Origin of the sequence: Flavobacterium akiainvivens (assembly GCF_001278115.1) — a bacterium.
Lineage (GTDB): Bacteria > Bacteroidota > Bacteroidia > Flavobacteriales > Flavobacteriaceae > Flavobacterium > Flavobacterium akiainvivens.
The window spans coordinates 3,623,470-3,647,715 of record NZ_LIYD01000005.1 but is presented as its reverse complement, the minus strand read 5'-3'; the positions used below and the strand labels follow the sequence as shown (position 1 = coordinate 3,647,715).

General features: G+C 46.8%; 15 protein-coding genes. 8 read left to right on the top strand and 7 right to left on the bottom strand.

Going from position 1 to position 24,246, the window contains the following annotated elements:
• Nucleotides 1-68: 68 nt before the first annotated feature.
• Nucleotides 69-8,357, bottom strand: coding sequence for a choice-of-anchor L domain-containing protein (locus AM279_RS16385; protein WP_082344248.1), 8,289 nt, complete (start codon nt 8,355-8,357; stop codon nt 69-71).
• Nucleotides 8,358-8,627: 270 nt separating this feature from the next.
• Between AM279_RS16385 and AM279_RS16380 the strand changes: the two genes are divergently transcribed.
• Both AM279_RS16380 and AM279_RS16375 read left to right on the top strand, forming a co-directional pair.
• A complete protein-coding gene (locus AM279_RS16380; protein ID WP_054409101.1) occupies nt 8,628-9,530 on the top strand; it encodes a NifU family protein in 903 nt (300 codons plus the stop codon).
• Nucleotides 9,531-9,599: 69 nt separating this feature from the next.
• A complete protein-coding gene (locus AM279_RS16375; RefSeq protein ID WP_054409100.1) occupies nt 9,600-10,175 on the top strand; it encodes a hypothetical protein in 576 nt (191 codons plus the stop codon).
• Between the two features lie 70 nt (nt 10,176-10,245).
• On the opposite strand, the gene AM279_RS16370 is transcribed toward AM279_RS16375, so the two are convergent.
• Nucleotides 10,246-11,067 carry a T9SS type A sorting domain-containing protein gene (locus AM279_RS16370; RefSeq protein WP_054409099.1) on the bottom strand — a complete coding sequence of 274 codons (822 nt, stop codon included), beginning with the start codon at nt 11,065-11,067 and terminating at the stop codon, nt 10,246-10,248.
• A gap of 137 nt (nt 11,068-11,204) precedes the next feature.
• A complete protein-coding gene (locus AM279_RS16365; RefSeq protein ID WP_143090366.1) occupies nt 11,205-12,758 on the bottom strand; it encodes a helix-turn-helix transcriptional regulator in 1,554 nt (517 codons plus the stop codon).
• Nucleotides 12,759-12,923: 165 nt separating this feature from the next.
• On the opposite strand from AM279_RS16365, the gene rpoN reads away from it, so the two are divergent.
• Together rpoN and AM279_RS16355 are read left to right on the top strand one after the other, a co-directional pair.
• The gene (gene rpoN, locus AM279_RS16360) at nt 12,924-14,393 is read left to right on the top strand and encodes an RNA polymerase factor sigma-54 (RefSeq protein WP_054409097.1); all 1,470 of its coding nucleotides are present in this window, start codon (nt 12,924-12,926) and stop codon (nt 14,391-14,393) included.
• Between the two features lie 6 nt (nt 14,394-14,399).
• Nucleotides 14,400-15,011, top strand: coding sequence for a hypothetical protein (locus AM279_RS16355; protein ID WP_054409096.1), 612 nt, complete (start codon nt 14,400-14,402; stop codon nt 15,009-15,011).
• A 49-nt stretch (nt 15,012-15,060) separates the two neighbouring features.
• Here the strand turns inward: AM279_RS16355 and AM279_RS16350 are convergent, their stop codons facing one another.
• The 3 genes from AM279_RS16350 to AM279_RS16340 all read right to left on the bottom strand — a co-directional run bounded on the left by AM279_RS16350 (nt 15,061) and on the right by AM279_RS16340 (nt 17,868).
• Nucleotides 15,061-15,729 (bottom strand): type 1 glutamine amidotransferase domain-containing protein, encoded by a 669-nt coding sequence (locus AM279_RS16350; protein WP_054409095.1) that lies wholly within the window; start codon nt 15,727-15,729, stop codon nt 15,061-15,063.
• Nucleotides 15,730-15,843: 114 nt separating this feature from the next.
• The gene (locus tag AM279_RS16345) at nt 15,844-16,134 is read right to left on the bottom strand and encodes a putative quinol monooxygenase (protein WP_054409094.1); all 291 of its coding nucleotides are present in this window, start codon (nt 16,132-16,134) and stop codon (nt 15,844-15,846) included.
• A 363-nt stretch (nt 16,135-16,497) separates the two neighbouring features.
• On the bottom strand, nt 16,498-17,868 hold the full coding sequence (locus AM279_RS16340) for a saccharopine dehydrogenase family protein (protein WP_054409093.1): 1,371 nt from the start codon (nt 17,866-17,868) through the stop codon (nt 16,498-16,500).
• Nucleotides 17,869-18,061: 193 nt separating this feature from the next.
• On the opposite strand from AM279_RS16340, the gene AM279_RS16335 reads away from it, so the two are divergent.
• The 4 genes from AM279_RS16335 to AM279_RS16320 all read left to right on the top strand — a co-directional run bounded on the left by AM279_RS16335 (nt 18,062) and on the right by AM279_RS16320 (nt 21,812).
• Complete coding sequence (locus tag AM279_RS16335; protein ID WP_054409092.1) at nt 18,062-18,448, top strand: DUF423 domain-containing protein; 387 nt, start codon at nt 18,062-18,064, stop codon at nt 18,446-18,448.
• Nucleotides 18,449-18,526: 78 nt separating this feature from the next.
• Complete coding sequence (gene pckA / locus AM279_RS16330) at nt 18,527-20,131, top strand: phosphoenolpyruvate carboxykinase (ATP) (RefSeq protein ID WP_054409091.1); 1,605 nt, start codon at nt 18,527-18,529, stop codon at nt 20,129-20,131.
• A 328-nt stretch (nt 20,132-20,459) separates the two neighbouring features.
• Nucleotides 20,460-21,185: a porin family protein gene (locus AM279_RS16325; protein WP_054409090.1), complete on the top strand. Its 726-nt coding sequence runs from the start codon at nt 20,460-20,462 to the stop codon at nt 21,183-21,185.
• Nucleotides 21,186-21,233: 48 nt separating this feature from the next.
• Complete coding sequence (locus AM279_RS16320) at nt 21,234-21,812, top strand: Crp/Fnr family transcriptional regulator (RefSeq protein ID WP_054409089.1); 579 nt, start codon at nt 21,234-21,236, stop codon at nt 21,810-21,812.
• Between the two features lie 129 nt (nt 21,813-21,941).
• On the opposite strand, the gene AM279_RS16315 is transcribed toward AM279_RS16320, so the two are convergent.
• Entirely contained in the window at nt 21,942-24,230 is a 2,289-nt protein-coding gene (locus AM279_RS16315; RefSeq protein WP_054409088.1) for a GH92 family glycosyl hydrolase, read from the bottom strand.
• Nucleotides 24,231-24,246: the final 16 nt, after the last annotated feature.

Here is a 24,246-nt window from a genome sequence, read left to right as displayed (position 1 = left end):
TAAAACCTAATAATATTAGAAAAAATGCTGCCATTGCTGACAGCATTTTATACTATTTATGTTAAATACTACCTCTTCAGTGCAAAGTGGGCTTTAACCGTCCTTCGGTACTGGCCTTCGGTAAACTCTACTGTAAACCAGTAGTCGTCCGCAGGTACTGCGTTGCCGTTAAAGGTACCGTCCCATCCTTCGCCGTCAGGGCTGATTTGTTTCAGCAGCTTGCCGTAGCGGTCGAAGATGTAAATGATAGCCTGGTAGCCTTCGGCCTGTAGCCCAATGATGTTCCAGGTGTCGTTGTATCCATCACCGTTTGGCGTGAAGTAATGCGGGTAGTTGATCACACTCACATTCGCTACCACACTGATTGGGTCGTTACAGCCATCGGCAGTTGTATCCATAATGTATACCGTATGCTCGCCAGGGGCTACATCGGTAAATACATTCGAGTTTTGCCATGGGCCTTCAGGGTAAAGGCTGTACTGGTACTGCCCGTAGCCTTCTACCAATACCGTAATGGTCTGGTTCTCGCCAAAGGCGTTGCTTACCACAAAGCCATCGCCTATTGGGCTGGCAGGGCCTGACTGGATTACTTCAAAGCCTTCTGACGGGTCTGACACACATCCGTTTGGTGCAGGGCCGGTTACAATTACAGTGTACGTACCCGGGGCTTCTGCCACATAGTAGCCGTCGCCGTTCGATTCAACAAGCACACCGTCAAGGTACCAGTCGTAAATGTGGCCGTTTGGTGCCACACCGCTCTGTAGCGTAAGTGGCCTTAGTACTTCTCCGGTTACAAAGTCTACACATATCGTGTGGTTGTCGCCTTCTGTTGCAATTACAGGCTCAGGTAGCAGCTCAATAACTACTTCAAAGCTTGTAAAGTCAGGACAGCCGCTTACTGTTGATGTGTTTACTATCCTGGCCCAGATGGTTTGCGTGGTGGCATCAAACGTAGCCGGGGTGGCTATCGCATTGGTGCCGTCTATAGCATCCTGTTCGCTGGTGTAGTAGGTTACAGTATGTATTGCCGGGTCCTGGCTGCCGATGATATCGGCATCGGCCTGCGTAAGGTCGATGATGAACTGCCCGTCGTTGTCGCCATCGGTATCGCACACATCAAAGTCAGGGGTCGTAACATCGCCTGCTATGGCCTGCTCTTCTACCAGTAGCTGTAGCTGTACCGTGGTGTTACAGCCTGTTGGCTCATACTCTACATATACATCTATGGTCTGGTTGCCTGCCACTACATTGGTGTAGATATACGGTACCGGGGTACCGTTGTAGCTGAACCTAACGGTGTAGTCGCCATAATCTGCCGGGTCTACATCAGGGCCCAAAATCTCATCCATATGGGTGTTGAAGTCAAACTGGGCAAAGCCATCTGTATTCTGCTCGCATATGGCATAAGGGGCTACTGCTCCCTGTGCCGGTAGCGGGTGTACAATCAGCGGTAGCTCTACCAACTGGTAGCATACAGGGTCGTTGGCATTGGTGGTGTTGGCCATTACCCTTACCCATACGCTGCCCGTACCGCTTACGTAGTTTTCAGGATCTGTAATCTCATTTGTTGGCGGCTCGGCTATGGCGTCTGCCTGGGTTGGGTAGTACGCAAAGTGAACCGTAAAGTCGTTATCGGCTATGTCGTCCTCGGCTTCTGTAAGGTCAAATTCCTCTAATCCGTCTCCCGTAGCGTTCTCATCACACAGCTCTAAGGCATCAGGGCTGAAGTTTGGCGTTGGAAGCGGAAGGACTTTTATCGTTAGCGATGTATAGCTCCTGCAGCCGTCAGGGGTTACTACCCTTACAAAGATTACTTCTGGGTTAGACTGGTTGGTGTAGGCTGTTGCCGGGGTGATTGGAGCCTCGCCTGTCTGTGCATCGGCCTGGCTGTGGTGGTAGCTAACCACGTTGCCCACGCCTACGCCCATTGGGCCCAGTATCTCGGCTTCCTTAACCGTAAGGTCAAAGCTCGTGCTGTTGTTGTTCGGTAATTCCTCATCACACAACACAAGCATACTTGGGCGGGTTAGCTGCCATGGCGTGTTGATGATCAGCTCAAAGCTGCTCAGGCTGTAACACTCCGTGCCGGTAAGCTCTACCCTCACCCAGATTACCTGGCCATTGCTGCCGTTGTAGTGTGCAGGGGTGGTGATCCTTGGGGCGCCGTTGTTGGCCGCCGCCTCACTGGCAAAGTATTCTATCGTCAGGGTGCCTTCTTCTGCCCCTGTCTCTTCGTAGATAAAGTCTTCGTATACCGTAAGGTCGATAAAGGTCTGTGCATTCTGGTTGTTACTGTCGGTATCGTCGCACAGCTCCATATCCTCTAAGTCAGGGGCCTGTGGTGCGGCGGTTACATATAGCGTGATGGCATAAGGGGCGCTAAGGCAGCCGGTCTCATCGTTGGTGGCTACTACATAAATTTCCTGCTCATAGGCTACCATGTTTACATAGCTCTGCGGGTTAGGGATGGCGTTAAAGCCGTTCTCTGCATCCCACTCGCTCTCATAGAACGCTACGCTGATGCCTACACCGTTGTTGACCATGTCTTCCACAAGGGCTTCAAGGTCAAACGTGGCATACCCGTCGCCATCGGTATCACACTCGGTCGTCTCTGCAGCTGTTGGCACTACCAGTACCGGAAGCGGCTCTACGCGGATGTCTAACAACACAATCCTGAAGCAGCCTGTCTCGGCATCGGTTACACGTACAAATACCGTTTCAACGCCCGGCTCTACGTTGGTGTAGGCATCAGGGGTGGTAATGAACGGTGTACCGGCTACGGCCTGAGCATATGTATCGTGGAAGGTTACATCCACACCAAATGCGCCGCCTGTGATCTCGTCTATCCTGCTGGTCAGGTCAAATTCTTCCCTGGCATCGCCCGGATTGTTTACATCACACAGGCTGTATGGAAGCGGCTGGGTTACTACCGGTAGCGGGTTTACAATAAGCTCCAGTTCTACTACATCATAGCAGCCTGTGGCATTGTTGGTTACCCTGATGTATACGGTAGCGCTCGGGCTGTTGTAGCTGCCAGGGGTAGCGATTACAGGGAAGCCGGCATCGGCTGCTACCTGCGTGCTGTGGTAGGTTACCGTATATTGGGTTGGGTCTAAAGTACCCAGTACTTCCGCATTGTATTGTGCGATGTTGAACACCCCGATACCATCGGTATCGTTTGTGCCGTTGTCGCAAAGGGCATAAGGGCCGTCCGGCGTGGTGGCCTCAGGGGCCGGGTGTACGATCAGCTCCAGTGTGGCTACATCAAAACACGCCGTCTGGCTCGATTCTACCCTTAGGTATAAATTGGTCATTACGCTCTGGTAGGCTACAATCTGGCCCGCAGTTAGTGCATTGGTGCCAAAATCGGCATCCTCAGGGGTTTCGTGTACCGTTACCGTTACCGTGCCGCCCAGTGCCGACTCGATAAACGCTATTGTGCTGCTCAGGTTGAATACCGCAAAGCCGTCGTTGTTAGGGTCGCACTCTTCAAGGGCGGCTAATTCAGGGGCAATTGGTGCAGGCAGTACTTCTAACGTTACAGGGCTGATGATGGTACAACCGGTAGCTACGTCTTCTACCCTCGCATAGATTGTGGCATTTGGTGAGGCGTAAGGCGACACTAAATAGTTGTCATCAGCGCCGGCTACGGCATCTTCCATCGTGGCATAGTACGCTACCGAATAGCCTGCCGCGCCCTGGGTGATTACAGGGTCGATCTCGTCAAAATCAAAAAGGCCTACCCCAGGGGTCTCTTCACACGCATAAAACGGGTCCATGTTCTGCGCAATTACAGGCAGCGGGTTTACTACCAGCTGCAGCACGGCCACATCTGAACAGCCAAAGCCGTTCTCAACGCGTACCCAAACCTCGCCCGTGGCACTCTCGTGTGCCGTGGCATCGGCCAATGGGCTCGTGCCCGCAATGGCATCGCCTTCTGTAGCATACCATGTAACTTCTGCATCAGGGTCTGAAGTAGCCTCGCCGTTCTTAGTAGTCAGGTCAAAAATCTCAACTCCGTCTGGCGAGTTGTTGTCGTCGCAAAGAATGTAGGGAGTTAAGGAAGGGATCTCAGGACGTGGGTGTACTATAAGGTCTACCTCCACAACTGTAGCACAGTTGGTTGTAGTACCTGCTGTTACCACCCTTACGTAAACATGTGGGTTTTCTGCATCATCAGGGAAATCTACCGTTGTGTTTACATAGTTGGTAAGACCGGTTACATCATTCTCACCTGCCTCAGCATCTTCTATCGTGTTGTGGTAGGTTACCTCTAAACCTGTCTGGTTGCCGATGATCTCAGCTCCCGCAGGGGTTATGTTAAAAATACCGTAGCCATCGTTGTTGTCATCGCAAACCTCTATAGGGCTGGCTGTGCCTACAACAGGGGCATAATTAACGGTTATGGTAAACGTATGCTCGTCTGAACAAACTACATCATCATTATTACCACTTTCGGCATATATATATAATGTTGTGGTTGTGGTAATTTCTGTAGTAGCAGAAACCACATCTCCGGTTCCGCCCGGGCCTGTATAGTACTGGCCTGCGTTTAATGTTGGCAGTACATAGCTGTCGCACACGGCAATGTTAGCCGGGGTATCTACAACCGGGCTAGTGTATATGGTTACATCAAAGCTTGTTTCAGCACTACACGTGTTAGGCGCTATACCTTCAATAGCATAAATGTAAACTGTTTGGCTTGTTGTAAGGTTAGTGTTAGTTATAGCACCAATACCACCCGGCTGAGAAAAATAGTTACCGGTAGTAAGCTCAGGAAGCTGGTAAACATCGCAAGCTTCTACATCTTCAACCTCTGCAATTACCGGCAGCGGGGTAACTATAATATCAAACTCTACTACATCAAAGCACGGTGCAAACATGTTTTCAAGGCGCACATATATAGTTTGCCCTGCACTTTGAAACGCTGTAGGTTCAGTAATCTGGTCTGTATTGTTTTCTATATCGGCTGCACCGGCAGCGGTAGTATAGTATGAAACCCCATAAATATCAGGATCAAAACCATTAAATATTATACTTTCCTGGGTAGTAAGGTCAAATATTGCAACGCCGTCATTATCTTCGTCACACACCGGTACATCTTCAGGCTGGCCTGCAACCGGCTCAGGGTTTTTACAAATCTGGAATTCTTTTACAATATAACACAGGGTTTGCATATCCTGTATCATTGCATACATGGTATAACACTCGGCATTACCCGGCGGGTTAAAGTTGGTTTCGGGCCATATACCCGGCTCACCGTTTTCAATATCGGCCATATTAGTGTAGTAAAATACCTGGTAGTTTTCAGGCTCTACAAACGGCGCTAATATTATAGGGGTGTTATCGTTAAGGTTCCATGTTTCATCGTCTACAGTTGGGTCATCATCACATGCATACAGGTTTTCAGGCTCAGCTGCAAGGATTTCAGGATAGTAGTCAATAATAATATCATCTTCAAGAAAACAGTCTGGGCTTGACTCAAAATAACCCATAACGGTATAAGTACCAGGCTGGCTTACTGTTATTGTATCATTTTGTACAAATGTAATACCGTCTTCTTCCATAATCCACTCGCCGTCTTTTTTCCACTTAACAAGCATATCAGGGTTTCCTATAGAAGCTGCAAGTTCGTGTGTTTCGCCATGACAAAGCAGTAGCGCCTGGTTTTCGAGTGTAATATCGCCCGGAAGCTGTGGCTGGCCAATATCAAAACTACCTGCCTCGATAAATACCGCCGAGTTGTGGCTGTTATCGTTGCCGTTTGCAATTACAAGCTTAATAGAATATTGGTTATTTGGCACTACTGTACCAACTGCTGTAAGTACTGCAGTTTGCCCGTTAAAGTTAATAGGCGCAGTGGCAGCATCCGTACCCAGGTTGTACTGCCCGAAGAAGTCTACGTTAGCAGCTGCACAGCCACATGGTGTGGCAGGGTGCACCGTAGTTACCAGTACGTTTACCGGAGGCGTTGTAGGCAGCACTGCAAGGTTTTGTACATCTGTAGGGTTTTCAAGATCTGTAAGAATAAACGCAAACACATCTGAATAGTTACACTGGAAGTTACAGTTGTCATATTCTTCTGACGCAAAAAGGTAGTTAAAGCTAAAGCTGTCTGAAACCGGTGTAAAATTAAACTTAATCCATGTGGCGTCACGGTTTTCACCGGGCGCATAAGCAAGAAGTTCTGTATCGCCCGGCCAGCCATTTGCCACCCCATTAACAAGCAAAGTGGTATTAGGGCCGTCTACCCCCGGAACATCCTGAGAAGGAACAGCATTACCACAGGTAAGCACTACACCCTCCTGTATTGGGAACGCGGCATTGTTGCGGTTAAAGTAGGCAATACCATTAAAAGAGCCGAAGTTACTACCCGTACTCCAGGTAACGTTATCTATACCCACACAGTTTACATCTATAAGCACATCCTCTATAAGCTCAGGAATGGTATACTGGTCTGTAGATGTGGTTACAAAGTTGCCTGCGGGAGTATCTGTATCTGTACAAGTAGTACAACCCGGAACCGGATCTGGCGTGGTACTGGTTACGGTTACCGTATTTGTAAGCGAACCTACAAATGAGGCATAATCTACAGGTATAAATAAGTTAACGGTATATGTAACGCTTTCGCCGGCAGGAATTACCGGTATAACATTATTTAGCGAACCGCTACCTCCTGTACCGTTGCCGGCCCACGTCATGATTTGTATATGATACGGTTTAGGATCATTAACCACTACGTTATAGGCATCGCTTGGGCCCGGGTTAGATACTGTAATAGTATAGGTTGTTGTGGTTTCTACAATATAAGAAGACTGGTAGTTGGTTTTTACCGTTACCAGGTTAGCCTGTGGGTTAGGCGTGGCAGTATGCGTAGCCGTATTGTTTGTCGCAACCGGGTCTGGCGTATCGCTGGTTACTGTTGCTGTGTTTACAATATCGGTTTCCTGGTCAAAGCCGCTTGATACCGGTATTGTAAAGGTATAGGTAACGGTTTCATCTGCCAACAACAGGTCTATGGTATTGTTAAGGTTACCGGTACCAAAACCACCGTTGCTTGACACCCAGTAAGCCCCTGTAGCACTAAGGCCGACAGGAACAAGATCGGCCACTACTACGTTTTGGGCAGCCGACGGGCCTTCGTTAGTAACCGTAATAGTATATACAGCGTTATTACCCGCAGTATAGGTAGCGCCGCTTTCAAGGCTTTTTGTAATGGCAAGGTCTGCCGAAGTTACATCATAATCAGTATCAGAACACTGCGTACATGAAGGATCAGGATCGGCAGGTGTACTTGTAGACGAGGCTGTAAGGGTAAGCGCACCGGTGTGCCCCGCAGGGACACCTACTGTAATAGTATAAGTTACCGAAGCCCCATTAGCCAGTGTGGCAATAACATCGCTTAGCGCACCTGTGCCCGATGTAGTATTGCTACCTGTCCATGTAAAATCAGTGATACCGGCAGGCAGCGGTACAGACACGTTTACGTTTGTGGCAGCCTGCGGGCCATTATTAGTTACTGTAACGGTATAAACCGAATCTTCTCCCGCTGTATATGTAAGGTTTCCATCGGTAGTTACTATTTGTATATCGGCACCTGTTGCAGGCACATCTGTATCGCTACATTGTGTACATGCAGGAGTTGGGTCTGTTACATTAGCAATATAGGTAACCGCATTGGTAAGGTTTCCTGTAAAGGTTTCCGGAACATCAAAACTAATGGCATAGGTAACCTCCTGGCCTACAGCAAGTATACCTGTATTAGCTATCATGGCAAAATTATAAGTACTGCCATCTAAATCAGTCCACTCATAATTGGTTACACCTGCGGGTATGGCATTAGAAACCTGCACACCTGTTGTAGTAGCCTCGGGACCGTGGTTTATAACCGTAACCGTATATTGTACTGTACTGCCCGGGGTGTACGTAGCCTGGTTGTCGGTATTGATGATTTCAATATCGCTCTGCGTTCTCCAGGTTACCACCGGAGGGGGTATTTCCTGGGTATACCCGTTAGGTATTTTTACGTTAATGGTATACGTAATTGTCTGGTTTACCGCTAAAGACGGCACAGTATTGCTTAACTGCGAGTTTGTACCCGAAGTACCGTTACTGCCCGTCCACCAAAACTTGGTTACACCCGGCGGAATGGTTATGCCCGACGGAATAGGAAAGTAAGTTTGCACGTTAGACGCTGCATCCGGCCCGTTATTGGTAATAATTATGGTAAAACTCATGGTTTCACCATCCTCATACACCATTTCGGGGTTTGAGCTAAACACCGTTATGTTTGACTGCGCAAACACGGTGCTTACTGTACCCAGCAGCAATAATAGCAAGAGTAATAATTTTCTCATATAGCGAATTTTAATGTCGGTTCTATAGTTAAAAAAGCTTTAAAAAAAGCTAAAAAAAATGTTAGAGCATCCAATTTCCAAATATAGATATTCGGTTATATTTTGGCTGTTAAATTTCAAAAAATCACAAAATACATAGAAATACGTGAATTAAATAACTCACAATCACTTATTTCCTACACAATATTCAACATTAACAAGTTAAGATTAAAATACCCTACCTTACGTCTTAACGTTTTTTGTGCTAATTTTGCTTAAATTTTTATTATCATGGAAAAGATAACTGTAAAGGCTACCCAAAACCCTTCTATCATAAAGTTTGAGTTTAGCGAATTTGTTGTGCGCACCGGCAACTTCGAGTTTAAAAATATAGACGATACCGCAAACTCGCCACTGGCGCGCCAGCTGTTTTACCTGCCGTTTGTAAAAACGGTCTACATATCAGGCAACTTCCTGGCTATTGAAAAATACAGCATTGTAGAATGGCCTGATGTTCAGGATGATGTAGCAGAGCAAATACAAAGCTTTGTAAACGGTGGCGGCATTATACTTAAAGAAGACGAAGCCCCAACGGCACAAAAAACACCGGTAACCGTGTATGCCGAAAGCACCCCAAACCCGGGCGTTATGAAGTTTGTAGCCAACAAGCTGCTTACCAAAACCCACGTTGAGTTTAAAAATATAGATGAAGCAGCGCCATCGCCACTGGCGCAGGAACTGTTTAAGCTCCCGTTTGTAAAAGAGGTGTTTATTGATGAAAATTATGTATCTATAAGCAAGTATGCCATGGCCGAGTGGCCTGAGATTACCAATGAAATACGCTCGTTTATAAAAACGTTTATTGAAGACGGCAACACCGTAATACATGAAGACCTTATAAAACAAACCCCGCAGGCCGAAAAGCAGCAGGAAGCCTATTTTGACAACCTTGACACTACATCGCAGCGCATTATAAATATTCTTGAAGAGTATGTAAAACCGGCCGTACAGGGCGACGGCGGCAACATAGCCTTTGAAAGCTATGACGAAAACGACAAACGCGTTAAGGTTATACTACAGGGTGCATGCAGCGGCTGCCCAAGCAGCACCTTTACCCTGAAAAGCGGTATTGAAAACATGCTGAAGGACATGCTTAACGATAACGAAATTAAGGTTGAAGCTATAAACGCTTAATTTCATACTAATTTAGAGCCCTGCAACCGCAGGGCTTTTTTATTACTTTTATAAAAATTTCTCCTCATTATGAAAGCACGGCAATTTGTAGCCATTATTTTTGGCTGTATACTTATATACAAAACATGGCAATCTAAATACAGCAGCGACCTGGTTGATGCTTTTATATGGATAGCAATCTTTATTTTTGGGTTTACACTCTTTACCGTGGCACTTGTTAAAGACTACAACCGCTACAGGGAAGAAAAAACCTGGACAAGCTTTGCAGCAACACTTACATTTTTAGGGTTTCTATTAATTGCTGTGGCTGCAGGCTTTATAGTAAGATATGACGACAACAAGCCCACCCTTATAAAAGGCTGGTGTGACGGAGACATTAACGGTGTAACATTAGACCTGAAAAAAGACGGTACTTACGTATATTATAGTTCTTCCTGGGGTGGTGGCGACTACTTATATGGCACCTACACTATAAAAGACAGCCTGATAACACTTGACAGAACCATAGAAAGAGTTATAGTAACGCGCAATCTTGAAGTTAAGCAATCAGGCGACGTATATTACCTCTACCAGATGCAAAATGGTAAAGCTTTAGAAAATGAGCTTGAACTTAAGGTTATTGAAGACACTCGAAAAGGCAGGTAACATTATTAAAAAGCAAAAGCCATTACTACTAAGTAATAATGGCTTTCAATCATCCCCTATTGATTAAAAACTATTGCTTTATAACAGTACTTGTGTGGGTAGCGCCATTTTCAAAAACCGCCTTAACAAAGTAACTGCCTGTTTTTAGTTCAGATATATTTAGTGTAGCTGTGGCAGCGTTTACATTTTGCGCAAGCACCTCCTGCCCCAGCACGTTTACAACCGATACAGATGCTATTACCCCGGCCGACTGCACATTAAGCACACCGGCTGAAGGGTTAGGGAAGCACGAAAAGGTATTTAGGGCAACATCATTAAGCGCCATAACATCTGCACCAAACTTGAGGTCGCCTATAAGCTCGCCCGCACCGGCTACCGATGTAATTTCTATCCTGCCAATGGGCTGTGTGGTTATAATACCATAAAAAGGGGTATAGGCCACATCCTGGTCATACAGCACGGTATCATCTGTACCATATACCTTGTAATTAAAGTTACCGCCATTGTCTACGTGCAGCGCGTGGCCCACGGCAACAATATTATCTTCAGTAAACGTTAGTATAGTGTTTTCAATACCGGTATTGGCACCCAGCCTTGGTGTTGCATTATCGCCCGGCAAAAAACCCGGCGGCAAATAAACCACAACACTGTTATTAGAGGCCGAAAGCTCAAAACCGGCCACAACCTGCCCTGATGTAAAGCAGTCGTCTCCGGCATTGGTAACCACCTCTCCGCAAATTGCAGGGTCGTTAGGGCCGGCAGTAAAATCTTCGGTAATAAGTGTGCCGGTGTAGGCACTTTCAAATTCGGCCAGGGTGGTGTATGGGGTAGCCTGTGCAAACAGGCCGCCTGAAAACAAAAGGCCGGCAAATAATAGAGTAGTTTTTTTCATGGGTTTACGGTATATGTTAGTTATCAATACCGTAAAACTATTTAGATACGGGCAACCAAGCAAACCCTATGCTTTTAAAATCATGAATTTAAAAACACCTGTTTCATATTTAAAAATCAAAATATCAAACACTTACACTATTTATTTGAAAAATCTTTTGCGGCCTGTTTTAAAAATGCCGAAGGCGAAATCCCGGTTACATTTTTAAACACCGTTGCAAAAGAACTGTGCGATGCAAACCCGCAGCTTTCGGCCAGGTAGCTTATTTTATAGTTAAGATACTCCGGGTTGGTGTGTATAAGGTTACAGATGTAGTTTATGCGCAACTCGTTAAGGTAGGCATTAAAGTTTTTGCCTTTTTCGCGGTTTATAACTTCTGAAAGGTAGTTGGTATTGGTCTTAAACTGCACTGCCAGGGTGGCGAGTGTAATTTTTGGGCTGGTAAAACGGTTGGCCGCCTCAAACTGTGCCAGCTTGTGTAAAATATCCTGCTCTACCGGTACCGGCACCGTTGCCTGCGGAATATCGGTAACGGTATGGGCTGCCTGGGGCACTGCTGTATTACTGGCCAGGCGGCGTTCCAGGTTTTGAATCACGCCGGTGTAAATTGCCTTTTCCCGCTTGCGCTTTCTATATGTAAAGTAAGCAACTACTGCCCCCGCAACTACCACACCTGCTATACCCCACATCAACAGGCTTTGAGATGTTTTAGCCTTGTTTAACAATTCCTGCTGTTCGGCAGCATAAACGGTGCTTATGGCTTCTACATCTTCCTGTTTTACATGGGGCATAAGCGCCAGGTATTTTTCATTATAAAAGGTATACTTTTCAGTATCGCCCAGTGCCTTATAATTGCGCGACAGATTTAGGTAAGCCGCCAGTTGCAGCTCAGGTATGGCAAATGCCTTGTCTTTAAGCAATGCCTCTAATGTATCGGTAGCCCTGCGGTACTGCGCTTTTGCAGCATAAGCCTCAGAAAGGCTCAGGTAAATATGGTACTTTAAATTGGGGTATAGCGTATCTTTAATAACCAGCGCACGGTTAAGGTACAGCATAGAAGAATCAGGCTGGCTAAGGTGCAGAAATGACTTGCCATAATTGTGCAGCAGCGATTTATAGTAAAAAGGTGTATTGGCGCCGGCCGGACCATCTAAGGTTTCTTTAAACTTACCCAAAGACAGGCTGAAGTTTTTGTTGGCCTGCCTGTAATCTTCGGTATTGTAATAAAAGTTGCCCTGCTCGTTATACAAAAAGGCCTGCATGCTGCTTTTTTCATCTCCGGCGGGCAGTTTTTCGGTTTGCTGCCATGCCTGCTTAAGGTACAGCATGGCCTTATCGTTAACCTTTAAAGAGGCATACAGGCTGGCAATAGTGGCATATACGCGGATCGTCAGCCCTACGTCGTTCAGGTTTTCGGCAATTTGCTTGGCCCTGAAAAGGTATTCTATAGATTTTTTCCTGTCGTTTTTTGTGGCGTAAGACGATATTATTACCCCAAGCAGGTAAAACTTCTCCTCATCAGAATCGGTATTGGCAATAAGCTCTTCGGCAATTTTTACAATTTTTCCGGTATCGTTGTTATTGGTATGCTCCAGTACATTTTTAAGGCTGTCGATTCTTTTAGGCCCGGCGTGCTGAGCCGTTAACAATGTACTGCTCAGTAAAAAAAGATATAGGAAAAGCGTTTTCAAGCGGGGCCGTAGTTAGTTTATTATGTGTGCTAATATAACTAATAATGGTTTATTCCGCATTATATACTATAAACCGGCCGGCAGCCGTTTATAATTTTATCTTAAAAACGCATCAATAATTATGCCTGTTTTTGTAATTTTATCGTGTTAAAAGTCACCTCCGTTATGCTTAAGCAAAATTTACAGCTCAAATTATCGCAAAAACTATCGCCGCAGCAAATACAGCTCATGAAGCTTATTCAGCTGCCCACGCAGGCATTTGAGCAACGCCTTAAGGAAGAGATGGTAGAAAACCCCGCCCTTGAGGATACTAAAACAGACGAGTATGACTATGATGATGACTACGGCAGCAACGATGAGTATGACGACTATGATGATTATGAAGACAGCCGTATTGATGCCGACGAGATTAACATTGACGAATACCTTAGCGACGACGAAATACCCGGATACAAGCTACAGGCCAACAACTACAGCGATGACGATGATGACCGCAGCCTGCCCTTTGCCGCCACCGTTAGCTTTCACCAAAGCCTTATAGACCAGCTTAACACCTTTATACTGGATGATGATGAGCGCGAAATAGCCGAGTTCCTGGTGGGCAGTATAGACGACATGGGCTACATTCGCCGTACGGTGCCTGATATTGTAGACGATATGGCTTTTACACAGGGCATTTATACCGATGAGAAAACCGTAGAAAACGTACTGCATATTATACACCAGCTGGAACCCGCCGGTGTGGGCGCGCGTGACCTCCAGGAGTGCCTGCTGCTTCAGCTGAAAAGCAAAACCCCTACCCCATCTATTGAAATGGCAATAGATATTATAGAAAACCAGTTTGATGCCTTTACCAAAAAGCATTATGATAAACTGATTGCCCGCTATGATATAACCCAGCAGCAGCTGCGCAGCGCGGTAGAGGAAATTGAAAAGCTAAACCCCAAGCCGGGCGGCGCTTATGAAAGCAACGCCAAGCCCATTGAGCACGTAGTGCCTGATTTTAGCATTAAGATTGTAGACGGCGAGCTGGAGCTTTCACTAAACGGGCGCAATGCACCGGAGCTGCACGTAAGCAAAGACTACCAGGAAATGCTGCAAAGCTATAAAGACAGCCGCCAGAAGAGCAGCCAGCAAAAAGATGCCGTGCAGTTTATAAAACAAAAGCTGGACAGCGCCAAATGGTTTATAGATGCCATACGCCAAAGGCAGGAAACCCTTTTTGTTACCATGAATGCCATTATGCACTATCAGGAAGAGTACTTTTTAGATGGTGATGAAGCCAAGCTGAAACCCATGATCCTGAAGGACATTGCTGATATGGTGGGCCTTGACATAAGTACTGTAAGCCGCGTGGCAAACAGTAAGTATGTAGAAACGCCTTATGGCACCAAGCTTATTAAGGATTTCTTTAGCGAGGCCATGAAAAACGACCAGGGCGAAGATGTAAGTACTATTGAAATAAAAAAGATACTTAAAACCGTAATAGAGGAAGAAGACAAGCGCAAGCCCCTGCCCGATGACAAGCTTGCCGATATACTTAAAGACCGTGGCTATCCCATAGCCCGGCGTACTATTGCAAAATACCGCGAGCAGCTGGACATACCCGTGGCACGTATGCGCAAAAAAATATAAGTGCCCATGGCAGCCTTTATCCGTTCGTTTAGTTATATTTTTCACCCGCTGCTTATACCTGTATATGCCACGCTGTTTTACTTTGTTGTAACGTGGAACTACTTTAACGGCCCGGAGGTGTACCTGGTGTTTGTACAGGTGCTTATACTAACGGTGCTGCTGCCCATAAGCCTTTTTTACCTGCTGCGCTCACTCGGCAGGCTAAAATCTAAAATGATACTCGACCGCAGGGAACGTAAATTGCCCCTTGCACTGTATGCCCTGCTGCTGCTTATGCTTACACAATACAGCCTTAGGGGCGTGCCCCTGCCTGAGCTGTATTATTACTTTATAGGCATATTAATGAGCAACGTGGCCGCCCTTGCATTTGTGCTGGGCGGGCAAAAAGCCAGCCTGCACATGATGGGTGTGGCATCGCTCACGCTGTTTTTAATAAGCATATCGGCTTACTACAACATACGCTTTATATACCTTATTGCCGTTATGGTAATTTGCTGCGGTTTTGTGGCATCGTCAAGGCTGCAGGCTAAGGCACATACCAGCGGCGAACTAATGCTGGGCACGCTACTGGGTGCCGTGCCGCAAATAGGCCTGTGGTTTTTATGGCTGCTGAAGTAAAAACAAAATCCCGCCATGAGCGGGATTTTGTTTTTACAAGGCGACTTGATTAAGCCTCAAGCACGGCAATCATTTTTTCGGCAACACCTTTTGCAGATGCGGGGTTTTGGCCCGTTACAATGCGGCCGTCGGCAATGCTGTTAGCACTCCAGGGTTCAGCTGCGTGAAAAATAGCACCCTGCTCTACAAGTGCGGTTTCAAGCCTGAACGGTACATCATCAGCGGCATAGTTATCTTCTTCCTCATTGGTAAACGATGCTATGTTTTTGCCGTTTAGTATATAGCTGCCATCGCTCAGTTTTACATTAAGGAACGATACCGGCCCGTGACACACAGCACCCACTACAGCACCGCGCTCATAGGTTTCTTTAATAACCTGTTTCAGCAGCGGGTCTTCGGGCATGTCTACCATTGGGGCAAGGCCTCCGGGTACAAAAGTGGCATCATAGCCGGTAACATCTACATCGCTAAGCTTGCGGGCTTTTTGCATATCTTCCCAGCCTTTACCGGTAAGAAAATCAAGGTTATCAGGGTCAGACGCAAGGTTAAGGGCATCAAGGTAAGGGGTATCGCCGGTAAGGCTTGCAAAGTCAATCTGGTAGCCTGCGCGGGCAAATTCTGCATAAGGGTGTGCCACTTCAGGTAAAAAAGTACCTGTCCTCCTGTTGTTTGGGCCAATGGTATTGGCATTCGAAACAATGATCAAAACTTTTTTCATGACGTTTAATTTTTAAATTATGGTTGTTAGTTGATGGTTGTTGGGAGCTTCCGGATGATTTGTCCCTGGCTTTATCCGGATGATTTGCCCCTGGCTTCAGCCAGGGGATAAGGATTACAGTATCTTCTTTACAAAAACCAGCTCCCTTGTAAGCAGGTGCGGTATGATTTTTTCCGCCACTATGCTTTGGTAATACACTGAGTTTTTGTGGGCTTCGAGGGCCGCTTCACTGGCATAGCGCTCGTGCAGTATAATTTCGTTAGGGCTGGTTTCGCTTTGGTAAGCCGCATACAGCAGGTTGCCGGGTTCGGCCTGGCTTTTGGCAGCCATTTCGGCCAGCAGGGTTAGTACCAGTGGTGTTTTATCTTCCTTGATAATCCATTTAACTATTAGTTCGCGTTCCATGATTGTATGTTTTTTAAAAGGTTCTTAGATACTGAGGTTCTTAGGCGCTTAGTTTTAAGTACAGGACAAAGTTCCGTTGCTTTACCTTCTTAAAAATTGATGTAGGATAAGAAAGATGCTAAGGTACTGAGGCGCTTAGGTATTTAGGTTTTGAGCTCAAAGAACAAGACAAAGTTGGGGTATTTGCCGTTCCTTAAAATTGATGTGGGGTAAGAAAAGCTGCTTAGCGACTGAGCCTCTTAGCTACTAAGCAAAAGCAATAAAAAATCCGGGGCAACCTACTGGCCGCCCCGGATTTTATGGTTTACAGCTATGAGTGAAGCTGTTTTAAATCTGAAATCTACAATCTGAAATCTTAAATGGTTACCCCGCCACATTATACGGGTTATAGCCCATATACGGCACGTGTTTTTCGTTAAAGATAATGCCAAACTCCTCCAGCTCTTTAAGTATAGGCGTGTACACCTCGCGGTTTATGGGCAGCTGTACGCCCGGGGTGGTAATGTTGCCGTTAAGTATCTGCAGGGCGGCAATGGCCACAGGCAGGCCTACGGTTTTAGCCATAGCCGTGTAGGTTTGGTCCTGGCCTATGCACACCATGGTGCTGTCTACCTGGTGTTTGCTACCGTTTAGCTCATAGCCAAACTTGTGGTACATTACAATCATGTCTTTATCATGGGCGTTAAGTGTCCATTTATCGCTTAGTATCTTTTCCAGTATCTGTGCAGGCGTGGCATTGCGCAGGCCTATAATTTTGTTGGGGTTAAACAGGTCGAGTTCCACCAGCTTATCCCACTGAATATCATCCTGGTCTATCTTAAGGTTGTGGCGCAGCTTCAGTTCAACCGAATCGGTTGGGTGGTAGGGCAAAAACGAATTTGTAAACTCGCGGTAGCTCATGGTTTCGCTGTTTTCCATAATGTAGGTATCATCGGTCATGCCCAGCTGTATAAACATATTCCACGAACGGCTGTAGCCCACACGGCGCAGGGTGCCGCGATACAGGGTAAGCGCATCGTCAAGGCCATACACGCTGCGGTACTTAAGCGAATCGCGGTTGGCATAGCCCTCAAAACGGCCGTAGCCCTCTACTTCCATAAACTCGGTACGGCGAAATAGTTTGTTATACGGAATATACTTGTACGTACCCTCCTGAATAAACTTGGCAGCCCCGCCCTGCCCTGCCAGCACCACGTTGCGCGGGTTCCAGGTAAACTTGTAGTTCCACAGGTTGTTATCGCTCTCAGGGGCTACAAGCCCGCCACAAAACGATTCAAACAGCAGTATTTTGCCGCCTTTATCGCGAATTTCGTCCAGCACCTTCATGGCGCTCATGTGGTCTACGCCGGGGTCAAGGCCAATTTCGTTCATAAACACCAGGCCGGCTTCTTTAACCTGTGCATCAAGCTCCTGCATGGCCGGGCTTATGTAGCTGGCGGTAACCATGTGCTTTTTGTAGGCAATACAATCCTTAGCCACCTCAAAGTGCAGGTGGGCAGGCAGCATAGAAATTACCACATTGGCACGGCTTATTTCTTCCCGGCGCTGGGCTTCGTTAAAAATATCAAATGCAATGGCACGTGCACGGGCGTGCCCCTTGGTTTTGCGTTCGGCCAGTTCGGCACTCAGGTCGCCTATGGTTATGTGCAGGTCTTCGCTTTCAGACTTGTCTAAAAGGTAGTCAATCAGTATAGTTGCCGATCGCCCGGCGCCTATTATTAGTATATTCCTCATGAGTTGTGTTGAAAAATTGTCACACGAAAGTAGCAAAATGTTATATTTATTTTAGGATTTTTGGTGTTAAATAAATTTTGGGGCTTACTTTTACAGGAAGATTTTGCCACGAATTACATGAATTCACACCAATTCAGGAATTAAAAAATTTATGTTGGTTTGTGAAATTCGCGGCTAAAAAAACACAAACAAAATGGGCAGGAAAATTATAGCCACAGCGGCATTTTTAGGGTTTACAGGCATTATATTAGGCGCATTTGGTGCACACGGCCTGCAAAAAATTGTTGAAGCAAAAGACGTTGCCACATTTGAAACCGGTGTTAAGTACCAGGTGTACCACGCGCTGTTTTTACTTTTTATTGGCAACACTTCTTTTATAGCAGAAAAAACAAAAAAAGCCATTTTGTGGCTTACCGTTGTGGGTGTGGTGTTCTTTTCGGTTTCTATTTACCTTTTGGCCTTAAACAGCAAATTACCCTTTGATTTTAAGCCTTTCGGGTGGATTACCCCAATTGGAGGATTGTTATTAATACTTGCCTGGGTAGTGCTATTTTTAAACATTCTTAAACGAAAACAATAATTTAATCGTAAATTTTCATTTACAAACGTAATATTCATATCTTTGCGGCGTTACACAACCCAAACACAACCCAAATTTATGGATAATTACGGCCTTTTTACGAAAACGATTGCGTTAGACGGGATCGGAATTTCAAATGCGATGGTTAAGTATCAGCTGTCTCCGCAGGAGCTTCATGATATTACGATTGAAAACGGTGAGGGTGTAGAAACCGCTACCGGTGCACTGGCAATAAATACCGGCGAATTTACAGGCCGCGCGCCCGAAGACCGCTTTATTGTGAAAGACAGCATTACCGAGAGCCTGGTGTGGTGGGGAAAAGTAAACATTCCGTTTGAGCCTGCTAAGTTTGATGCACTGTATGACAAGGTAATGGCTTACCTTGACAAAAAGGGCGAGGTATATGTGCGCGACAGCTATGTGTGTGCCGATACCAACTACCGCCTTAACGTGCGCTGTGTTACCGAAACACCGTGGAGCAACCTGTTTTGCTATAATATGTTTATGCGCCCTACCGAAGAGGAGCTGGACACCTTTACGGCCGACTGGCATGTGGTGTGCGCACCGGGCTTTGAGGCAAACCCTGAAGTAGACGGTACCCGCAGCCCTAACTTTGCCATACTTAACTTTACACGCAAAATTGCCCTTGTGGGCGGCACGGGCTATACCGGCGAAATGAAAAAGGGCATTTTTAGTGCGCTTAACTTTATACTGCCTGTATTTAAAGACACCCTGCCCATGCACTGTAGTGCTAACGTGGGCGAAGAGGGCGATACGGCTATTTTCTTTGGCCTTTCGGGTACGGGCAAGACTACACTTAGCGCCGACCCTAACCGCCACCTTATAGGCGATGACGAGCACGGCTGGACGCATGAAAACACCGTGTTTAACTTTGAAGGCGGTTGCTATGCAAAGGTGGTTAACCTTACCGAAGAAAACGAGCCTGATATTTTCCGTGCGGTGAAGAAAGGTGCCCTGCTGGAGAATGTTATCTTTAAAGAGGGTACTAACGCCGTAGACTATACCGATGTGAGCATTACGCCAAACACCCGCGTGAGCTACCCTATTACCCACATTAACAACATACAGCCCGGCAGCATAGGGCACAACCCTAAAAATATATTTTTCCTTAGCGCCGATTCGTTTGGTATACTCCCCCCTATCTCTAAACTTACACCGGGGCAGGCTGCTTACTGGTTTATATCGGGCTATACGGCCAAGGTAGCGGGCACAGAGCTGGGCGTTAAAGAGCCGCAGCCTAATTTCTCGGCATGCTTTGGGGCTCCGTTTATGCCGCTTAACCCTACCGTGTATGCCGAGATGCTAAGCACTAAAATGAAGGAAGCAGGCGTTAACGTATGGCTTATAAATACCGGCTGGACAGGCGGGCCGTATGGTACCGGCAGCCGCATGAAGCTTAGCTACACCCGCAGCATGATTACCGCGGCACTAAACGGCTGGCTGACAGGCGTGGAGTATAAAACCGACCCAGTTTTTGGCCTGGCAACACCGCAAAGCTGCCCTAATGTGCCCGATGCGGTGCTAAACCCGCGCGAAACATGGGCAAATACAGAAGATTATGACAAAAATGCACGGGAATTAGCCGGCAAATTCAGAAATAATTTTGCTAAATTTGAGGCGTTCTCAAATAACGAAATTATTGCGGGCGGACCGCTTGCATAATTTTAATTTTAGAATAGATGTTTTTGGAAAGGCTGCCCGGGGACGGGCAGCTATTTTTTTGTCTTTAAGCTTCTTAGCTGCTTAGCCTCTTAGCTGCTGAGTGAATGCAGGGCTGATAGTGATTTAGCCTGTGTTTATCTGGCTCTGTATTTGTTAAAGAACGAAGCAATCCCGCCCGGTAATTTTTAAAGATTGCCGCGCTCCGCAAGCTCCGCTCGCAAAGACAGGACCTGAAAAATGTTGCGAAATTGCTGCTATTGCCATTCGTGGCTTTAACAGTGTTTTTTGGAAATTTAGTTGCATCTTTGTATAAATCCATATTGTTACCATGCAGCGCATTTATACCCTTGCTTTTTTGTTACTTACCTCTGTGGCTTTTGCACAGGTTTTAGAGCCTGTAAAACGCGATACGGTTGCCATAGAAAAAGACAGCGTTGCCCCTTTTGCCGACCCCTACTACCGCGAAGACCAGTTTTATGCTACCATAAACTACAACCTTATGGCCGGCCTGCCCGATGGCTATTCGCAATACTCCTTTTCAACCGGGCTGGGTGTGGGCTTTTTGCGCGATATGCCACTTAACAAGCGCCGCAACCACTCTATAGCGCTGGGTTTTGGCTATAGCTATAACAATATTAAACACAACCTTGCCGTTACCCACGATGGTACCAAAAGCAATTACAGTATTGTGCCCAAAGGCGATTATGAGCTTAACAAACTGGTACTGCATTACCTTGAGGTGCCGCTGGAACTGCGCTGGCGCAACAGCGACTCTATAAGCCACCAGTTCTGGAGGGTGTATGCGGGTTTTAAACTGAGTTACCTGGTGTATGATAAAGCCCAGTATGAACCAGAAGGCGGTGACCAGGTTAAGGTGCGCCATGACGATAATATGAACAAGGTGCAATATGGCGCTTATATATCAGCAGGGTATAATACCTGGAATTTTTATGCCTACTACGGCTTTACCCCACTGTATGACAATGCGTATATTGGTGATGAAAAAATAAAGATATACCCCATAAAGCTGGGGCTTATATTTTACATCCTGTAAGCTTTAAAAAACTGTATATTTGCCGTAAACCACCCATAACCGGCTGATATGCAAAAATGTACCGCATGCGATATTTTTAAGGGCCTTGATTTTTCTGAAAAGGAAAAAGACCTGGCTGAAGAAAAATTTGAGGAGCTTTTCCCTAAAAAGGGCGATGTACTGCTTACACCCGGACAACCTGTTACCCACCAGTATTTTGTGCTTAGCGGCTGCCTGCGCACCTACCACATTACCCCTGCCGGTAAGGAATATACCCTGCAATTTGCGGTTACTGACTGGTGGATAAGCGACTACACAGCCTTTTTTACCGGTGGCGAATCGATGTTTTATATTGACTGTGTTAAAGATGCGGTTGTATATAAAATATCCAGGGACAGCATGGAGCAACTGTATACACAGGTACCGCAGATTGAAAGCTTCTTCAGGGTTAAGATGGAACGGTTTTTTGCCAGTTTCCAGAAACGCATACTGGCCGACCTGGCCCTTACCGCCGAAGAAAAATACCTGCGCTTTATAAAATCATATCCCGATATTGAGCAGCACATAAAAAACTACCACCTGGCTTCTTACCTGGGCATTACTACCGAAAGCCTGAGCCGTGTGCGCCATGAGTTGGCGAGGAGGTGAGGCAGCAGATGGCAGATAGCAGGTAGCAGTTTTCAGGCTTACAGATTCCGCCGTGCTTTCTTGTAATAGCACAGCACGCTAAAGGTAGTCACAACTCACAACCCACAACTCACAACACCCAACCCGCAACTACTTTACCGGCTTTTTGCCCATGTAAAACACTAACGTGCCGCCGTTCATAATATCATTATGGGTTATGGTGGTGCCGGTTATGCGTTTGCCATTCAGCTCCACTTTTTGGACATAAATGTTTTTGCTGCTTTGGTTTTTGGCGGTTATGGTAAAGGTGTTTCCGTTTTCAAGGTGCAGTGTTGCCTTTTTAACCAGCGGGCTGCCCAGCTCATACGCAACGCTGCCCGGGGCTACAGGATAAAACCCAAGAGCGCTGAATATGTACCACGCGCTCATTTGGCCGGTATCGTCGTTACCGCCAAGGCCATCGGTAGTGGGTTTGTACATACGGCCGAGTATCATGCGTATGCGCTCCTGGGTTTTCCAGGGCTTTTTAACCCAGTTGTACATATAGGCCACGTGGTGGCTGGGTTCGTTGCCGTGTACATAATTGCCTATAATGCCATCTCGCGTAATGTCTTCGGTATGTTCAAAATACTTATCGGGCAGCTGCATGAAAAACAGCGAATCAAGGTGCTGCGCAAACTTTTCTGCGCCTCCGTTCAGTTTAATAATAGCCTCGGGGCTGTGCGGAATGTACAGGCTGTAGTTCCACGCGTTGCCCTCTATAAAGCCCTGCCCGTGGGTATCGAGCGGGTCGAACTCCTTTTTAAAGTCGCCGTTGGCCAGCCTGGGGCGCATAAAGCCACTCTTTTCATCCCACACGCTGTTGAAGCTTTTGGCACGGCGGTCATATTCTGCCGCTACATCTTTCTTACCCAGCTTTTCGGCCAGGCGGGCAATGCACCAGTCGTCATACGCATATTCCAATGTTTTAGAAACCGATGACCCACTGCGGTCTTCGGGCACGTAGCCGTACTTTTTATAATCGGCAATGCCATCATAATACTCAAGGTTTGACGAGGCGATACAGGCCTCCAGCGCTTTATCCAAATCAGTTGTAAGCACGCCTTTTACAATGCCATCTGCCAGTACCGAAACTGCGTGGTAGCCTATCATGCACCAGTTTTCATTAGCATAATGGCTCCATACCGGCAATGCGTGGTGCACACTCTGGTCATAATGCGCCAGCATGCTCAGCATCATGTCGTGGTTGCGTTTGGGCTGCACCACATTAAACAGCGGGTGCAGGGCGCGGTAGGTATCCCAAAGGGAAAAGGTAGTGTAGTTGGTAAAGCCCCCTGCCTTATGCACATTTTGGTCTATGCCCTTGTACTGGCCATCGGCATCCATATACACGGTAGGGTTAATGAATGCGTGGTACATGGCGGTGTAAAAGTTAACCTTATCCTCTTCGGTCAGCATATCCACACTTATTTTGTTGAGTTCCTGCTCCCACAGCTGCTGGCCTTCGCTAACGGTGCGGTCAAAATCCCAATGGTTTATTTCGGTGTTCATGTTAGCCAAAGCACCCTGTGTACTTACGGGCGACAGCGCCATTTTAAACAGCACCTGCCCCCCAGCTTCCACATCAAAATCAAAATACATTTTCAGATTTTGGGCTGCCGCTTCGGGGAAGTTTTTAGTCTGGTCAAACTTGCGCCAAAAGCCGTTGTAAATGTTGTCTTTATCGTATGTCTGCGCGCCGTAATTCTTTATGGGCTTACTGAACGCCATGGCAAAATACACGGTACGGGTGCGCCCCCAGCCGCGGGTTTGGCGGTAGCCCGTAACAAGGGTATCGTTCTCTACGCGTACAAACGTCCACACATTCTTGTTGTTGTGGTTGTAAATCCCGGCCATGAGGTCGAACACTATGTGTGCGGTTTCCTTTTTGGGAAAGGTGTAGCGGTGGAAGCCCACGCGTGTGCTGGCGGTGAGCTCGGCTGTAATGTTGTGGTCGTCCAGCAGTACCTTGTAGTAATTGGCTTTTGCTACTTCGTTAGTATGTGAAAAAGCCGAACGGTAGCCGCTACCTGGCTTATCAGCTGTGCCGGGGTTGAGCTGCAATGCGCCTGTGGTTGGCATGAGCAGGAAGTCGCCCAAATCGCTGTGGCCGGTACCGCTAAAATGGGTGTGACTAAAGCCGGTTATGGTTTTATCTTTATACTGGTAGCCGGCGCAGTAGGCATATACGGCGCCGTTGTATTTTTTGTTGAGTTCAAAGGCTATGGTATCGGTCTCGGGGCTGAGTTGTACGCTGCCAAAGGGCACTGTAGCGCCCGGAAACGTGTGCCCCATGCGCTCTGTACCAATGAGTGGGTTGATGTACTCGTAGTTCTTTTTAGGGATTTTCTGTGCATAAGCGGCCGATACAGCCAGCAGGGCAAGCAGTAGTTTTTTCATTTGGGTGTTAGTTGTG

Bases quoted from the DNA above. Each gene is read 5' to 3' on its own strand.
- AM279_RS16385 (WP_082344248.1), bottom strand. From the start codon at position 8,357: ATGAGAAAATTATTACTCTTGCTATTATTGCTGCTGGGTACAGTAAGC.
- AM279_RS16380 (WP_054409101.1), top strand. From the start codon at position 8,628: ATGGAAAAGATAACTGTAAAGGCTACCCAAAACCCTTCTATCATAAAG.
- AM279_RS16375 (WP_054409100.1), top strand. From the start codon at position 9,600: ATGAAAGCACGGCAATTTGTAGCCATTATTTTTGGCTGTATACTTATA.
- AM279_RS16370 (WP_054409099.1), bottom strand. From the start codon at position 11,067: ATGAAAAAAACTACTCTATTATTTGCCGGCCTTTTGTTTTCAGGCGGC.
- rpoN (WP_054409097.1), top strand. From the start codon at position 12,924: ATGCTTAAGCAAAATTTACAGCTCAAATTATCGCAAAAACTATCGCCG.
- AM279_RS16355 (WP_054409096.1), top strand. From the start codon at position 14,400: ATGGCAGCCTTTATCCGTTCGTTTAGTTATATTTTTCACCCGCTGCTT.
- AM279_RS16350 (WP_054409095.1), bottom strand. From the start codon at position 15,729: ATGAAAAAAGTTTTGATCATTGTTTCGAATGCCAATACCATTGGCCCA.
- AM279_RS16345 (WP_054409094.1), bottom strand. From the start codon at position 16,134: ATGGAACGCGAACTAATAGTTAAATGGATTATCAAGGAAGATAAAACA.
- AM279_RS16340 (WP_054409093.1), bottom strand. From the start codon at position 17,868: ATGAGGAATATACTAATAATAGGCGCCGGGCGATCGGCAACTATACTG.
- AM279_RS16335 (WP_054409092.1), top strand. From the start codon at position 18,062: ATGGGCAGGAAAATTATAGCCACAGCGGCATTTTTAGGGTTTACAGGC.
- pckA (WP_054409091.1), top strand. From the start codon at position 18,527: ATGGATAATTACGGCCTTTTTACGAAAACGATTGCGTTAGACGGGATC.
- AM279_RS16325 (WP_054409090.1), top strand. From the start codon at position 20,460: ATGCAGCGCATTTATACCCTTGCTTTTTTGTTACTTACCTCTGTGGCT.
- AM279_RS16320 (WP_054409089.1), top strand. From the start codon at position 21,234: ATGCAAAAATGTACCGCATGCGATATTTTTAAGGGCCTTGATTTTTCT.
- AM279_RS16315 (WP_054409088.1), bottom strand. From the start codon at position 24,230: ATGAAAAAACTACTGCTTGCCCTGCTGGCTGTATCGGCCGCTTATGCA.